Source organism: Chromobacterium sinusclupearum (assembly GCF_002902845.1).
Lineage (GTDB): Bacteria > Pseudomonadota > Gammaproteobacteria > Burkholderiales > Chromobacteriaceae > Chromobacterium > Chromobacterium sinusclupearum.
Window position 1 is genome coordinate 29068 of the sequence record NZ_PPTF01000051.1, and the last position, 14353, is coordinate 43420.

At 65.3% G+C, this 14353-nt stretch carries 10 protein-coding genes; 6 read left to right on the plus strand and 4 right to left on the minus strand.

The window, feature by feature from the left end:
• Positions 1 to 68: 68 nt before the first annotated feature.
• Positions 69 to 3458, minus strand: coding sequence for a transcription-repair coupling factor (gene mfd / locus C2134_RS11090; protein ID WP_103320018.1), 3390 nt, complete (start codon positions 3456 to 3458; stop codon positions 69 to 71).
• Positions 3459 to 3745: 287 nt separating this feature from the next.
• On the opposite strand from mfd, the gene C2134_RS11095 reads away from it, so the two are divergent.
• On the plus strand, positions 3746 to 7012 hold the full coding sequence (locus C2134_RS11095; protein ID WP_233196419.1) for a bifunctional diguanylate cyclase/phosphodiesterase: 3267 nt from the start codon (positions 3746 to 3748) through the stop codon (positions 7010 to 7012).
• A 63-nt stretch (positions 7013 to 7075) separates the two neighbouring features.
• The gene (gene rlmB / locus C2134_RS11100; RefSeq protein ID WP_103320020.1) at positions 7076 to 7825 is read left to right on the plus strand and encodes a 23S rRNA (guanosine(2251)-2'-O)-methyltransferase RlmB; all 750 of its coding nucleotides are present in this window, start codon (positions 7076 to 7078) and stop codon (positions 7823 to 7825) included.
• A 41-nt stretch (positions 7826 to 7866) separates the two neighbouring features.
• Here the strand turns inward: rlmB and C2134_RS11105 are convergent, their stop codons facing one another.
• A complete protein-coding gene (locus C2134_RS11105; RefSeq protein WP_103320022.1) occupies positions 7867 to 8757 on the minus strand; it encodes a LysR family transcriptional regulator in 891 nt (296 codons plus the stop codon).
• Positions 8758 to 8861: 104 nt separating this feature from the next.
• Here C2134_RS11105 and C2134_RS11110 point away from each other — a divergent pair, with 104 nt between their 5' ends.
• Positions 8862 to 9305, plus strand: a complete 444-nt coding sequence (locus C2134_RS11110) for a CidA/LrgA family protein (RefSeq protein WP_103320023.1) — start codon at positions 8862 to 8864, stop codon at positions 9303 to 9305.
• A gap of 7 nt (positions 9306 to 9312) precedes the next feature.
• On the plus strand, positions 9313 to 9978 hold the full coding sequence (locus tag C2134_RS11115) for an LrgB family protein (RefSeq protein WP_103320127.1): 666 nt from the start codon (positions 9313 to 9315) through the stop codon (positions 9976 to 9978).
• Positions 9979 to 10054: 76 nt separating this feature from the next.
• Here the strand turns inward: C2134_RS11115 and C2134_RS11120 are convergent, their stop codons facing one another.
• Entirely contained in the window at positions 10055 to 10561 is a 507-nt protein-coding gene (locus tag C2134_RS11120) for a Cd(II)/Pb(II)-responsive transcriptional regulator (protein ID WP_103320025.1), read from the minus strand.
• Positions 10562 to 10641: 80 nt separating this feature from the next.
• On the opposite strand from C2134_RS11120, the gene C2134_RS11125 reads away from it, so the two are divergent.
• Complete coding sequence (locus tag C2134_RS11125) at positions 10642 to 13032, plus strand: heavy metal translocating P-type ATPase (protein ID WP_233196420.1); 2391 nt, start codon at positions 10642 to 10644, stop codon at positions 13030 to 13032.
• A 1-nt stretch (position 13033) separates the two neighbouring features.
• On the opposite strand, the gene C2134_RS11130 is transcribed toward C2134_RS11125, so the two are convergent.
• Positions 13034 to 13756 (minus strand): putative metalloprotease CJM1_0395 family protein, encoded by a 723-nt coding sequence (locus tag C2134_RS11130; RefSeq protein ID WP_103320026.1) that lies wholly within the window; start codon positions 13754 to 13756, stop codon positions 13034 to 13036.
• A gap of 96 nt (positions 13757 to 13852) precedes the next feature.
• Between C2134_RS11130 and C2134_RS11135 the strand changes: the two genes are divergently transcribed.
• Positions 13853 to 14329 carry an acyl-CoA thioesterase gene (locus C2134_RS11135; protein ID WP_103320028.1) on the plus strand — a complete coding sequence of 159 codons (477 nt, stop codon included), beginning with the start codon at positions 13853 to 13855 and terminating at the stop codon, positions 14327 to 14329.
• Positions 14330 to 14353 lie beyond the last annotated feature (24 nt).

Here is a 14353-nt window from a genome sequence, read left to right on the forward strand (position 1 = left end):
GGATAGGAGAACCGTCAGTTCAATCGAGCCGGCTGCTCATTAGCGGCACTGATGGAAATCAAGCCAGCCTACGCGCCCAACTCCTTCAACACCTCTTTCACCTTCACGATCCGCTGCGCCACTTCCGGCAGCGCCTGCTCCACCCGCAGCTTGTCCTGCCCGGCCAGGCGATAGTTCTTCTTGCTCTGGATCAGCATGATGATTTTCACCGGGTCGATGGGCGGGTTCTTGATGAAGGCGATCTGCACCGCTACTTCGCTGGCGTCCAGCTTCTGCACCCCCAATTCCTTGGCCACCAGGCGCAGCCGGTGGCTTTCGATCAGCGTCTTCACGCTCTGCGGCGGCAGGCCGAAGCGGTCGATCAGCTCTTCGTGGATATCGTCGATTTCGCCCTCGGTTTCGCAGCTGGCCAGGCGTTTGTAGATCAGCAGCCGTTCGTGCACGTCCGGGCAATAGCCGTCCGGCAGCAGGGCCGGGCTGTGCAGATTGATCTCGGTGGTGACGCCCAAGGGCGCGTCCAGGTCCGGCGCGCGGCCTTTTTTCAGGTCGCGCACCGCCTGTTTCAGCATCTCGGTGAACAGGCTGAAACCCACTTCCTGCATCTCGCCGGATTGGCCTTCGCCCAGGATTTCGCCGGCGCCGCGGATTTCCAGGTCGTGCATGGCCAGATAGAAGCCGGCGCCGAGTTCGCCGGACAGCTGGATCGCTTCCAGGCGTTTTTGCGCGTCGCGGGTCATGCCGTCCGGCGTCAACAGATAGGCGTAGGCCTGGTGGTGCGAGCGGCCGACACGGCCGCGCAGCTGGTGCAGCTGCGCCAGGCCGAACTTGTCGGCGCGGTTGATCAGGATGGTGTTGGCGTTGGGGATGTCGATGCCGGTTTCGATGATGGTGGAGCACAAGAGCAGGTTGAAGCGCTGCTGCAGGAAGTCGCGCATCACCTGTTCCAGCTCGCGCTCGCGCAGCTGGCCGTGGGCCACGCCGATGCGCGCTTCCGGGATCAGCTCGGCCAGCTTTTCCCGCATGTTTTCTATGGTGTCGACTTCGTTGTGCAGGAAGAACACCTGGCCGCCGCGTTTCAGCTCGCGCAGCACCGCCTCGCGGATCACGCCGTTACTCAAGGGGCTGACGAAGGTTTTCACCGCCAGGCGGCGGCTGGGGGCGGTGGTGATGGCGGAGAAGTCGCGAAGGCCTTCCAGCGCCATCGACAGCGTGCGCGGAATCGGCGTGGCGGTCAGCGTCAGCACGTCGACGTTGGCGCGCAGGCGTTTCAGCTGTTCCTTCTGCCGCACGCCGAAACGGTGCTCCTCGTCGATGATGACCAGGCCCAGGTTCTTGAACTGGATATCGGGCTGCACCAGCTTGTGGGTGCCGATGACGATGTCGACGCTGCCTTCGGCCAATCCCGCCAGCGCCTGCTTGGTTTCCTTGCCGCTCTTGAAGCGCGACAGCTCGGCGATGCGCACCGGCCAATCGGCGAAGCGGTCGGAGAAGTTCTGAAAATGCTGTTCCGCCAGCAGCGTGGTGGGCACCAGCACCGCCACCTGCTTGCCGCCCATCACCGCGACGAAGGCGGCGCGCAGCGCGACTTCCGTCTTGCCGAAGCCGACGTCGCCGCACACCAGCCGGTCCATGGGTTTGCCGGAGCACATGTCCTGGATCACCGCCTCGATGGCGCTGGCCTGGTCCACGGTTTCTTCAAAGCCGAAACCGGCTGCAAAGGCGGCGTAGTCGGCGTGGGACAGCTGGAAGCTGTGGCCCTCGCGCGCGGCGCGCTGGGCGTACAGATTGAGCAGCTCGGCGGCGGTGTCGCGGGCCTTTTCCGCCGCGCGTTTCTTGGCCTTTTCCCAGGCCGGGTTGCCCAGCTTGTGCAGCTGGATGTCGTCGGTGGCGCCGCCGGCGTAGCGCGAGATCAATTGCAGCTGCGACACCGGCACGTACAGCGTAGCGCCGTCGGCGTACTCCAGCTGCATCAGCTCGGTTTCGCCTTCGCCCAGGTCCATGGTCACCAGGCCTACATAGCGGCCGATGCCGTGCGCCTCGTGCACCACCGGGTCGCCGGCCTTGACCTCGGCCAGATCGCGCAGCATGGCGTCGGACGCCGCCCGCTGGTGTTTGCGGCGGGTGTGGCTGCGCGCGACGTGCTGATACAGCTCGCTTTCCGTCACCACGGCGATGCCAGGCTCGGCCAGCGCGAAGCCGGAATACAGCGGCGCCACGGTCAGCGCCAGCGGCATCTTGCCGGCGATGAAGTCGGCCCAGCTGTCCACCGGCGTCGGCTTGAGGCCGTTTTCAGCCAGGAAGGCCAGCATGGTTTCGCGGCGGCCCAGGCTTTCCGCCGCCAGCAGGATGCGTTTGTCGCTGGCGGCGATGAAGCTCTGCAGCTTGTGCAGCGGCGCCTCGGCGCGGCGGTCCACCGCCAGTTCCGGCAGCGCGGCGCCCCCGGTTTCGCCTTCGCCGGCCAGTTCGATGCGGGCATACGGCTTGAGCCGCGCCATCAGTTCGTCCGGCCGCAGGAAGATGTCGGCCGGCGGCAGCACCGGGCGCTCGGTATCGCCGCGGGCCATGTCGTAGCGGCTTTGCGCGTCGCGCCAGAAGGTTTCCGCCGCGGCCTGCACGTCGTGGTGCAGCACCACCAGCGCGTCCTCGCCGACGTAGTCGAACAAGGTGGCGGTTTCGTCGAAGAACAGCGGCAGGTAGTACTCGATGCCGGCCGGCCACAGCCCCTGCGAGACATCTTTGTAGACGCGGCTCTTGCTCGGGTCGCCTTCCATCTTTTCGCGGTAGCGCTGGCGGAAGGCGGTGACGCCGCTTTCGTCGGCCGGATATTCGCGCGCCGGCAGCAGGCGGATTTCCGGCACCGGGTACAGCGTGCGCTGGCTGTCGGGATCAAAGGTCTTCAGGCTGTCGATCTCGGCATCGAACAGGTCGATCCGGTACGGCAGCGGCGAACCCATGGGATACAGATCGATCAGGCTGCCGCGCACCGAGAATTCGCCCGGCGCCATGACTTGCGTCACGTGCTGGTAGCCGGCGGTGACCAGATCGCCGCGCAGTTTTTCCACATCCAGCTGCTGGCCGGTTTTGAGGAAGAAAGTGCGGCCCAGCAGATAGCTGACCGGCGCCAGCCGGCTCAAGGTGGTGCTGACCGGCGCGATCACCACCTGGCATTCGCGCTGGCGGATCTGCCACAGCGTGGCCAGTCGCTCGCTGACCAGGTCGCCGTGCGGCGAGAAGTGGTCGTAGGGCAGCGTTTCCCAGTCCGGGAACAGGGCGATGGACAGGTCCGGCGCGAAGAACGGCAGTTCGGCCTTCAGCCGTTGCGCGGCCTGGGCGTCGGCGGTGAGGATCAACAGCGGTTGGCGCTGCGCGGCCAAGGCGGCGATGGCATGGCTATCCAGGCCGTCTGGCAGACGGCCGCAACGGGTTTTCTGGCCGGCGGGCGGCAGGGTCGGGTGCATATCCAACTTGATCTGCTTCTGTGCGGAGTTGTGCTTGTGGCGATTATAACAGCGCGCGCGGCGTTTCCCCGGCGGCGAACGCTAGCCGGCGCGGGCAATCCCGGCTATCGTATGCGTTTGGCTCAAATGTCATTTATCTCAATTAGAAGAAAAACAGCATGGGGCCAGGATTAGACATTCAAAAAAATAATGCATAACACCGCGACTCATGTCGAAATAAATGAAATTTGCATGATGCGGGCGTGGCCAAGATCCGGCAAACCGGACGACAGCTAAAGGATGGAAGCGTGAGAACCACACTAAGGGTGGAGGAGGGGTTGGTTTTCCTGGGGTTTGTCGGAGGCGTGGCCTTGTGGCCGCGCAGTCCCCAGGCGGCACTGACACTTGCCAGTTTTTTGCCGCATGGCCTGTTTGCCTGGCAACAGCTCGCGCGCGGCGCGCGGCGCAGCTGGTGGTGGCCGTTGGCCGCCTTGTTACCGGCGCTGTGGCTGATGCCGTCGCTATGGGGCATGCTGCTGGCCGGCTCCTTGTATCTGATTCCGCCCGGCCTGCGTTTGGGGCGTTTGACGGCCTGGCGGCCGCGTCCGGCCACGCCGAATCAGCTGCGCGATCTGCTGCTGGCCTTGATCGTCTATCCGGCGCCGCTGGCGGCCTTGCCGCTGGGCGTCTACGTCTGGGGCGCCGGCGGCGGCCATGTTGTCTGGTCATGGGCGTGGCAAGGCTGGGCCGCCCTGGCTTCCGCGCTGTTCTTGTGCGTGCCCCTGGCGTGGCCGTCTCCGCATGCACCGTCCTGGACGGTGCGTCTGGAGCAGGCGCTGATTCTGGCCTTGGTGGCCATGGAGGCCGGCTTGCTGCAGTCCAGCGAGATCAATCTGAACATTCCCAACCAGTTGTTGTTTTTTCCCTTCATTCTGTGGGCGGCCTGCCGCACCGGCTTGGGCGGAGCCGCGCTGACTGCCGGCGCGGTAGCGGTGGGCTTGTCGCTGGCGTCAGCCGGTGCCGGCGCCGTCAGCCACGCCATCATCGGCCATGTCTCCACCGATCTGCTGCTGGCGCTGGCGCTGAACGTCTCCGGCCTGCTGGTGGCGATTCTGATGGATGGGCACCGCGCCGACGAGGCGGCCTTGAAGACGTTCCGCGCGCGCATCGACTCCCTGGTCAACAACAGCCCGACCATGATGTCGCTGAAGGACATGGATGGCCGTTATCTGCTGGTCAACGCCGCCTATGCGCGGCGGGTGGGGGTCTCGCCGGGAGAGTTGCCGGGGCGGCGGCCGGAGGACGTGTTCGATCTGGACGATGCCCGGCAGATCCGCGAGCAGGACCAGCAGGTGCTGAACCTGCTGGCGCCGCGCCAGTTCGAGGAGCATTTCGTGCTCAACGGCGTGGAGACCTATCTTTTGGCCTCCAAGTTTCCCCTGTTCGACGCCGACGGACGCCCCGCCGGAGTGGGCAGCGTCGATACCGACATCACGCTGAGCAAGCGCGAGCAGCGCGCCAAACGCGAGGCCGAGGAGCGCTATCTGGCGCTGGTGGAGCAGTCGCTGGTCGGCATCTACATCATGCAGGACGAGCGGCTGGTGTATGCCAATCCCAAGCTGGCCGAGATCATGGGCCATGCGCCGGAGGAAATGGTGGGCATGACCATGGCCCAGTTGTTGGTGCCGGGCGAAGCGGTGCGGCTGCGCCAGCAGCTGCTGCGCCGCTTCCGCGAGAATATCGCGGTGATGCACTATTCCACCCGCGGGCTGCGCAAGGACGGCGTGGTGGTGGACATGGAGGTGCACAGCCGTCTGTTCGAGCTGGATGGCCGCAAGGCGGTGATCGGCGTGGTGATGGACATTTCGGATCGGCTGCTGGCCGATACCAATCTGCGGCTGGCGGCCAAGGTGTTCGAAAATTCGGCCGAGGGCATCCTGATTCTGGACGCCAGCGCCCGCATCATCGCCGTCAACGACGCCTTCACCCGCATCACCGGCTATACGGAAGACGAAGCGCTGGGCAAGCCCTCGCGCATCTTCCATCTGGGCGAGCGTGAGCGGGAGGCCATGCGCGAGGCCCTGGCCGGCAGCGGCCACTGGCAGGGCGAGATGCAGGACAGGCGCAAGAACGGTGAATGGTATCCGGCCGAACTTTCCATCTCCGCCTTGCGCGACGAAGACGACGAACTGTGCAACTACGTGGCGGTGTTCTCCGACATCACCCAGCGCAAGGAGGCCGAGGCGCGGCTGCAGTTCCTGGCCAATCACGATCCGCTGACCCGGCTGCCCAACCGCAGCAGCCTCACCGTGCAACTGGACGAGGCGCTGGCGCGCATGGCCAGCCAGGGCGGCCAATTGGCGGTGATGTTCATCGATCTGGACCGCTTCAAGCTGATCAACGACTCCTTCGGCCACCAGGCCGGCGACCTGCTGCTATGCGAGATCGCGCTGCGCCTGGCGCGCGTGGTGGGCGAGCGCGGCATGCTGGCGCGGCTGGGCGGCGATGAATTCACCCTGTTGATGAGCGGTTTCGACAGCCACACCCAGCTGGGGGAGGTGGCCACCGATATCCTGACTGAACTCGGCCGGCCGCTGAGCCTGGAGGCGCATGAGGTGTTCATCACCGGCAGCATAGGCATCAGCGTATTCCCGCATGATGGGCAGGATGCGCAGACCTTGCTGAAAAACGCCGACGTGGCGATGTACCGCGCCAAGGATTCCGGCAAGAACACCTACCAGTTCTTCGACGCCGGCATGAACACCCAGACCTTCGAGCGTCTGCTGCTGGAAAACGGCCTGCGCATGGCGCTGGAGCGCGGCGAATTCGAACTGCATTACCAGCCGCAACTGGCCGCTGACAGCCGCGTGCTGCAGGGCGCGGAGGTGTTGCTGCGCTGGCGCCATCCGCAGCTGGGCCTGGTGCCGCCGGTGCGCTTCATCGCGCTGGCCGAGGAAACCGGGCTGATCAAGCCGATCGGCGACTGGGTATTGGCCGAGGCCTGCCGCCAGCTGGCGGCCTGGGACCGCCAGGGCCTGGCGGTGCCGCGGCTAGCGGTGAACCTGTCGCCGCGCCAGTTCGGCCAGCCGTCGCTGCCGGCCAAGGTGGCCGGCGCCTTGCAGGCCGCGGGCCTGCCCGCCAGCCGGCTGGAGCTGGAAATCACCGAGAGCATGCTGATGCAGAATCCGGACGAAGCCGTGCAGCTGTTGGCGCAACTGAAAGCGTTGGGCGTATGGCTGTCCATCGACGATTTCGGCACGGGTTATTCCTCTCTGTCCTATCTGAAGCGCTTCCCGCTCGACACGCTGAAGATAGACCAGTCCTTCGTCGACGGCCTGCCCGACGACGAGGACAATGCCGCCATCGCCGAAGCCATCCTGGCCATGGCCAAGAAGCTGAAGTTCCACGTGGTGGCGGAAGGGGTGGAGAACGAGGCGCAGGCGGCCTTCTTGCAAGGCAAGGGCTGCCACACGCTGCAGGGCTACCACTTCAGCCGGCCGCTGCCGGCGGCGGAGTTCGCCGCGTTGGTGGCTGGCTGGCCGCAACCGCTTGCGGCGGCGGGCATCCCGGCGTGAAGCTGGGCCGTGGGGCGGCTTGCGGCTACAATGGCGGGAATTGTGAATTAGAGAATCTCCGCCATGAGCAACAAACGCCTGATACACGGCTTCCACGCCATCAACGCCCGACTGTGGCAGAACCCGAAGAGCCTGCTGGAAATCTGGCTGGCCGGCGGACGCCATGATGCCCGCGCCAAGGCGGTGCTGGACAAGGCCGGCGAGGAAAAGGTCAAGCTGCACATCGTGGACAAGGAACGGCTGGACAGCATGAGCGGCAACGCCCGCCATCAGGGCGTGGTGGCGATGATAGACGCCAGCATGAACTACGTGGATCTGGACGATGTGCTGGAAAACCTGTCCGAGCCGCCGCTGCTGTTGATCCTGGACGGCGTGACCGATCCGCACAACCTGGGCGCTTGCCTGCGGGTAGCGGACGCGATGGGCGCGCACGCGGTGATCGCCCCCAAAGACCGCTCCGCCACGCTGAACGCCACGGTGTCCAAAGTGGCTTGCGGCGCGGCCGAGGTGGTGCCTTACATCACCGTCACCAACTTGGCGCGCACCCTGCGCGATCTGAAGGATGCCGGGGTGTGGATTGCCGGCACCACCATGGAAGCCGATACCGACCTGTATCACTTCGAAGCATCCGGCCCGCTGGCCTGGGTGATGGGCGCCGAGGGCGAGGGCATGCGCCGCCTGACGCGCGAGCATTGCGACGTGCTGGTGTCCATTCCGATGTTCGGCACCGTCGAGAGCCTGAACGTGTCGGTATCGTCCGGCATGGTGCTGTCGGAAAGCCGCCGCCAGCGGGTGCTGAAGACGCAGGGTTGAGCTTTGGTTTAGTCAGAAAAAGGCCGCGCATGCGGCCTTTTTCATCCCTGTCCGCCCAGCCGTTCCCGCGTCAGCGCCAGCCAGGCGCGGGCGGCGTGGGACAGGTAGCCGCCGCGCTGCCAGATCAGGCCCAGGTGCCAGTACAGCTTGTTGTCGTACAGCGGGATCACGTCGTATTGCCCGCTGTCCAGCCGCGCCACGATGCTGCGCGGCAGCAGGGTGACGCCGAGATTGGCGCCCACCAGTTCGACGATGAAGTCCCAGTGCGCGCTGCGGCCGACGATATTGGGCGTTTTGCCCAGCTCGCGGAAGGCGTCGGTGACGCGGCGGCATAATGTGAAGTCTTCCGGATACAGCACCAATGGCTGGTCGGCGATGTCGGCCAGGCGCACCAGCGATTGGCCTTGCCAGCAGGAGCCGGCGGGCGCCACCAGGCACAGCGGGTCGCGCACCACCGAGTAGTGTTCGAACAGCTGGCTATCCACCGGCAGCACGGCCACGCCGATTTCCAGTTCGCCGCTCTTGATGCGGTTTTCGATGGCCAGCGCGCCGTCTTCCACCATTTTCAATTCGATCTGCGGATACAGTCGGCGGTAGTGGCTGACCACCGGGGCGAAGAAAGCCACGCCCACCATGGGCGGCAGGCCGACCACCAGCTCGCCGCGGCTGAGGCCGGACAGGTCGGTCAACTCGTTTTTCAGCTTATGCATCGCCGACAGCACATCCAGCCCGCGCTCGTAAGTGACGCGGCCGGCGTCGGTCAGCCGGAAGCTGCGGCCCTCGCGCAGGATCAGCGGCATGCCGAGTTCCTCCTCCAGCTGTTTCACCATCTTGCTGATGGTGGGCTGGGTGACGAACAGCGCGTCGGCGGCGCGGGTGAAGCTTTGGCATTTCACCAGTTCGACAAAATAGCGCAAGGCGCGGATGTCCATTTGCATTCCTGATTGGAATCGTAACGATAATTTTAATTCATTTTTAGAATGAAATACGGCTGGCTATACTAGCTCCAACTCCGTAAGTCGATGGAAGCCGAATCATGGCACGCCGCCTGTTTTACCGCCTGATGCCGCTGTTGCAAACCTGTAGCCAGGTTGCGCTGCTGAGCCTGGTGTGGCTGGCAGCCAGTCAGCTGAGCCACCGTTTTCTGCCGGCCATGCCGGCCGGCGTGCTGGGCATGCTGCTGGTGCTGCTGGGTTTCTGGTCCGGCCTGCTCCCGGTGAGCTGGTTCCGGCACGGCGCGCGTTGGCTGTTGGCGGAGATGCTGCTGTTCTTTATCCCGGCGGTGGTGGCGGTGGTGCAGTATCCGGAAGTGATTGTATCCGCCGGTGTCCGCCTGTTGTTGGTGATTGTGGCCTCTACCGCCTTGGTGATGGTGGTGACCGCTCTGGTGGTGGATCGCTGCTACCGCTTGGAAATCCGGATGCGCCGTCGCGCCAGCAACCGCAAGGCGCAGATGAGGGTTGAAGCCCATGGAGCATGAAATTGCCTTGATCTCCTTTGTACTCACCGTGGTGTTGTACTGGATGGTCAAAAAGTATTACCTGAAGACCCGCAGCTGGTGGAGCACGCCGATTCTGGCGGTGCCGCTGCTGGTCATCGGCCTGGTGGTGTTGGCGCGTGTGCCGTATCACACCTACTTTGCCGATACCCGCTGGCTGACCTGGCTGTTGGGGCCGGCGACGGTGGCGTTTGCGATACCGATTTACGAGCAGCGCGCGCTGATCCGCAAGCATTGGCTGTCCCTGAGCTGCGGCGTGCTGGTGGCGATACCGGTCGCCGTGGGCAGTTCGGTGATGCTGGCGCGCTGGTTGGATTTGTCCGAAGCCATGCAGAAGAGCTTGGCGCCGCGTTCGATCAGCACGCCGTTCGCCTTGGCGGCGGCGCATACGCTGGGCGGTTCGGCCGATCTGACCGCCTTGTTCGTGGTGGTGACCGGGGTGTGCGGGATGATGCTGGGCCAGCTGATGTTGACGATGCTGCCGATTCGTTCCGCCTTGGCGCGGGGCGCGCTGTTCGGCGCCGCGGCCCACGCGGCCGGCACGGCCAAAGCGAATGAGATCGGCGCCGAGGAAGGCGTGGTGGCCAGCCTGACGATGATGCTGGCCGGGGTGGCGACGGTGTTTGCCGCGCCGCTGATTGGATACTGGATGTAACGAGTTTGTGTTGTGACCTGGCTGCCGGTGGGGTGGTAGCCAGTGGGTTTCTCCTCTTCCCCAAAACGAGCGTTGATTACGGCCGGCCCTTTTGGGTCCGGCCATTTTTTTTGGCCGCGTGGTCGTGATCGTGGCTATGGCCGTGGTTGTCCTGGCCGAACGGCGTGTGGCAGACGCAAGGTTCGCCCTCGGCCGCCTCCACCAGCGTTTGCAGAATGCCGCAGTCGGCGGCGGCGTGGCTGTCGTGGCATTTGTCGCGTAAAGCCAACAGCTGCTGCTCCAACAGCCGCAGGGCCTCCACTTGCTGGTGCACCTTGGCGATCTGCTGGTCGATCAGCAGATTGATGTCCTCGCAGTCGTGCTCATGATCCGCCTTGAACGCCGCCAGGTTGCGGATGTCGGCCAGCGACATGCCCAGCGAGCGGCAATGCAGGATGAAGTTCAGTTCGCCCAGCTGCTCCGCATTGTAATGGCGGTAGCCGGAAGCCGAGCGCTGCGGCGCCGACAGCAGGCCCTCGCGCTCGTAATAACGTATGGTTTCCACCTCGCAGCCAGTCTTTTTGGCCAGTTCACCGATCAACATCCTGCCTCCCGCTCAAAAACGCTTGACCCTGTAGCAACTACAGGGTGTGCAATGTGCCCAGACTATCAATGGAGGCGCATATGTCAAGCGTTACGCGTTATCGCAAGGCGGGCAAACCGCATCAGAACCGGCCGCATAGCCATGGCGGCGATTGCTGCTCGGCCAAGGTGGAGGCGGGCCTGGCGCTGGCCGACGCGCAGCGTCACGACCACGCGCACGATCACAGCCATGCGCATGGCGCATCGTGTTCGCAAGAGCATGGCCACGATCACAAGCACGATCATAAACATGATCACGGCCATGGCGCCGGCTGTTCGCACCATCATGATGACGCGCCGGCCCGCGTGCAACTGGGCCAGGGGCAGGGCGCCAAGCGTTCCCGGCTGCAGATCCAGGCCATGGACTGCCCGACCGAAGCCCGCCTGATCGAAAAGGCCTTGTCCGGCATGAACGGCGTGGTGGCGCTGGAGTTCAACTTCATCGAGCGCGTATTGCTGCTGCAACATGATCTGCCGAATCTGGACGACGTCAAACGCGCCATCGCCAAAGTCGGCATGCAGGCGGTGGAACTGGGCGGGGGCGAACATGCCGCCGCGCCGATTGTCTCCACCCGCCGCGCCAATCTGCTATTGCTGGCCTCCGGACTGACCGCGGCCGCGGCGGAAGCCACGGCCTGGAGCCTGGGCGACGGCAAGCCGGCGGTGGCGGCGCTGGCGCTGGCTTCCATTTTGCTGGGCGGCACCGCCACGCTGAAAAAGGGCTGGATCGCGTTGTCCACCCGCACCCTGAACATCCACTTCCTGATGTCTGTCGCGGTGATCGGCGCCATGCTGATCGGCCAGTGGCCGGAAGCGGCGATGGTGCTGTTCCTGTTCGCCATTGCCGAGCGGCTGGAGGCGATGTCGCTGTCCCGCGCCGGCGAAGCGGTGCGCGCGTTGATGGCGCTGGCGCCGGAAACCGCCTGGGTGGCCGATGGTGCCGGCTGGCGCGAGGCGCAGGCCGCCGAGGTGGCGGTGGGCAGCCGCGTGCGGGTGCGTCCGGGCGAGCGCGTGCCGCTGGACGGCCGCATCGTATCCGGCCACAGCAGCTTCAATGAAGCGCCGATCACCGGCGAAAGCCTGCCGGTGGACAAGGGGCCGAACGACGGCGTGTTTGCCGGCAGCATCAACGGCAGCGGCGTGATCGAGATCGAAACCACCGCCGCGGCGTCCGGCTCGGTGCTGGCGCGCATCATCGCCACCGTGCGCGACGCGCAGGCCGCCAAGGCGCCGACGCAACGCTTCATCGACCGATTCGCCGCCGGCTATACCCCGGTGGTGCTGGCGCTGGCCGCGCTGTTCGCGGTGGGGGCGTCGCTGGCCGGCCTGCTGCCGTGGCATCAGGCCATCTACAGCGCGCTGGTGATGCTGGTGATCGCCTGCCCGTGCGCGCTGGTGATCGCCACGCCGGTGACGGTGGTCAGCGCCCTGGCTTCCGCCGCGCGCCACGGCCTGCTGGTGAAGGGTGGCGCGCCGCTGGAAATGGCCGCCCGCATCGATACCGTATGCCTGGACAAGACCGGCACGCTGACCCGCGGCGAGCCCAGCATTACCCGCGTCCTCCCGCTGGCCGGCGATAGCGAAGAAGCCGTGCTGGCCTGGGCGGCGGCGCTGGACAGCCATTCCACCCATCCGCTGGCGCGCGCGGTGCTGGACGAGGCCGCCAAGCGCGGTGTGGCCATCCCCGCCTCGGCGCAGGTGAGCGAGCTGATCGGCCGCGGTGTCAGCGGCCAGGTTGAGGGACTATCCCTGCAACTGGGCAGCCGTCGCCTGGCGGAAGAACAGGGCGCGTTGTCGCCGCAGCTGAAACAGACCTTGCAGGCGCTGGACGTCGCTGGGGAAGGCGCGCTGGTCTTGCTGAGCGGCGACAAGGCGCTGGCGGTGTTGGCGGTGGCCGATCAGGTGCGGCCGGAAGCGGCGGCTACGATTGCTCGGCTGAATCGCCTGGGCGTGCGTACGGTGATGCTCAGCGGCGACAGCCCGCAGGTGGTGACCGCCATCGCCAGGCTGACCGGCGTCGGCGCGGCCCATGGCGGCCTGCTGCCGCAGGACAAGCTGCGCCATATCGAAAGGCTGCAACAGGAAGGCAAGGTGGCGATGGTGGGCGACGGCGTCAACGACGCGCCGGCCTTGGCCCGCGCCGATCTGGGCATCGCCATGGGCGCCGCCGGTTCGGACAGCGCGCTGGAAACCGCCGGCGTGGCGCTGATGGACGACAAGCTGTCGCGCTTGGCCGACCTGATCGCCCATGCCCGCCGCACCGCCCGCGTGCTGAAAGTGAATATCGCCATCGCGCTGGGCATCAAGCTGGTGTTCTTCGGCCTGGCGCTGGCCGGCGTAGCCAGCCTGTGGATGGCGGTGTTCGCCGATGTGGGCACCAGTTTGATCGTCATCGGCAACGGCCTGCGGCTGGCGCGCAAAGTCCAGGCCTGATTCAGGCGTAGGTATCGATATGCTGCCCCGGTTGGGTTTGACTGCCCTCCGGGGCGCTGGCTTTTTGGGCTTTTTCCAATGGGCTGAGTTTGGAATTGCCGTTTTGCTGCGTCAGCTCTGCCTGACGCGCCTGTTGCTCCACTTGCGAAGCTTCCGCGGCCACCGCCCGGTCTTGTCCTGATGGGTCTGCCGGCGCCAGCGCCGCGGCGCGCACCGTTTCCGCGTTTTGTATCGTCTGCTGCGGCGTACTGCCGCGGCTCAATTGAATCGGCACTTCCCCGCCTATCGCGTACTGCTTGCCATCCGGCCCTTGCTCATAGGTGAAGCTGGCGGCGCCGGCCAGCGAGCCGCCAGCTGCCTGGTGCGCCGCCTCATGCCGTCGCACGTCGGTATCGCGCGCCTTCAGTTCCGTCACTTCCTTCTGCTGCGCATCGTTCAGCGGTTTGCCATCGGGAGCCTTGGGCGCGGCCGGGTTGGCGTTTTGAGTTTGGCTGGCGGCGGGTTTGCCGTTTTGGCTGTCCGGATTGCCTTGCTTGTCCGCCGAGCCGCTTTGGCTTGCACCGGATACGGTGTTGGCTGAGTTGGACTGGGAGCTGTCTGCGTTTGCGGCGGGCACGATGGAAGCATCCGCCCGCAATTGCTGGCAGGCGGGGCATTGGCAATTGGCGCCATGGACGGGCAGGGTATAGCCGCCATAGCCGCCGGAAATGCTGGAGATGGACATGGCGCAACTTCCTTCTAGCATTGCAGTATAGAAGCCGTTGCTGTTTATTCCAATCTACGTGGCAGAATGCCGGGTATTGAAACGAGGGAGACAAGAATGAGCGAACAGAGCCAGGGTCAGCGCGAGTTGACGATGTCGGTGTTGATGACGCCGGATATGGCCAATTTTTCCGGCAATGTGCACGGCGGCGTGCTGCTGAAGCTGCTGGACCAGGTGGCCTATGCCTGCGCCAGCCGTTACGCCGGCTGCTATGTGGTCACGCTGTCGGTGGACCAGGTGCTGTTCAAGCAGCCCATCCACGTGGGCGAGCTGGTGACCTTCCTCGCCAGCGTCAACCACGTTGGCCGCACCTCGATGGAGGTGGGCATCAAGGTGGTGGCGGAAAACATTCAGACCCGCGCCCAGCGGCACACCAACAGCTGCTATTTCACCATGGTGGCCTACCAGGACGGCAAGCCGATGACGGTGCCGACGCTGGTGCTGGAAACCGAGGAGCAGCGTCAGCGTTTCCGCGCGGCGGAGATGCGCAAGCAGTTGCGCATTGAGATGCAACAGCGCAAGGAAGGCGCCTAATCTTTCCGCGGGCGCTGTCGCCAG

Coding starts and splice junctions, on each gene's coding strand:
- C2134_RS11130 (WP_103320026.1), bottom strand. CDS start 13,756: ATGTCCATCTCCAGCATTTCCGGCGGCTATGGCGGCTATACCCTGCCC.
- C2134_RS11120 (WP_103320025.1), bottom strand. CDS start 10,561: ATGTTGATCGGTGAACTGGCCAAAAAGACTGGCTGCGAGGTGGAAACC.
- rlmB (WP_103320020.1), top strand. CDS start 7,076: ATGAGCAACAAACGCCTGATACACGGCTTCCACGCCATCAACGCCCGA.
- C2134_RS11110 (WP_103320023.1), top strand. CDS start 8,862: ATGGCACGCCGCCTGTTTTACCGCCTGATGCCGCTGTTGCAAACCTGT.
- C2134_RS11125 (WP_233196420.1), top strand. CDS start 10,642: ATGTCAAGCGTTACGCGTTATCGCAAGGCGGGCAAACCGCATCAGAAC.
- mfd (WP_103320018.1), bottom strand. CDS start 3,458: ATGCACCCGACCCTGCCGCCCGCCGGCCAGAAAACCCGTTGCGGCCGT.
- C2134_RS11135 (WP_103320028.1), top strand. CDS start 13,853: ATGAGCGAACAGAGCCAGGGTCAGCGCGAGTTGACGATGTCGGTGTTG.
- C2134_RS11105 (WP_103320022.1), bottom strand. CDS start 8,757: ATGGACATCCGCGCCTTGCGCTATTTTGTCGAACTGGTGAAATGCCAA.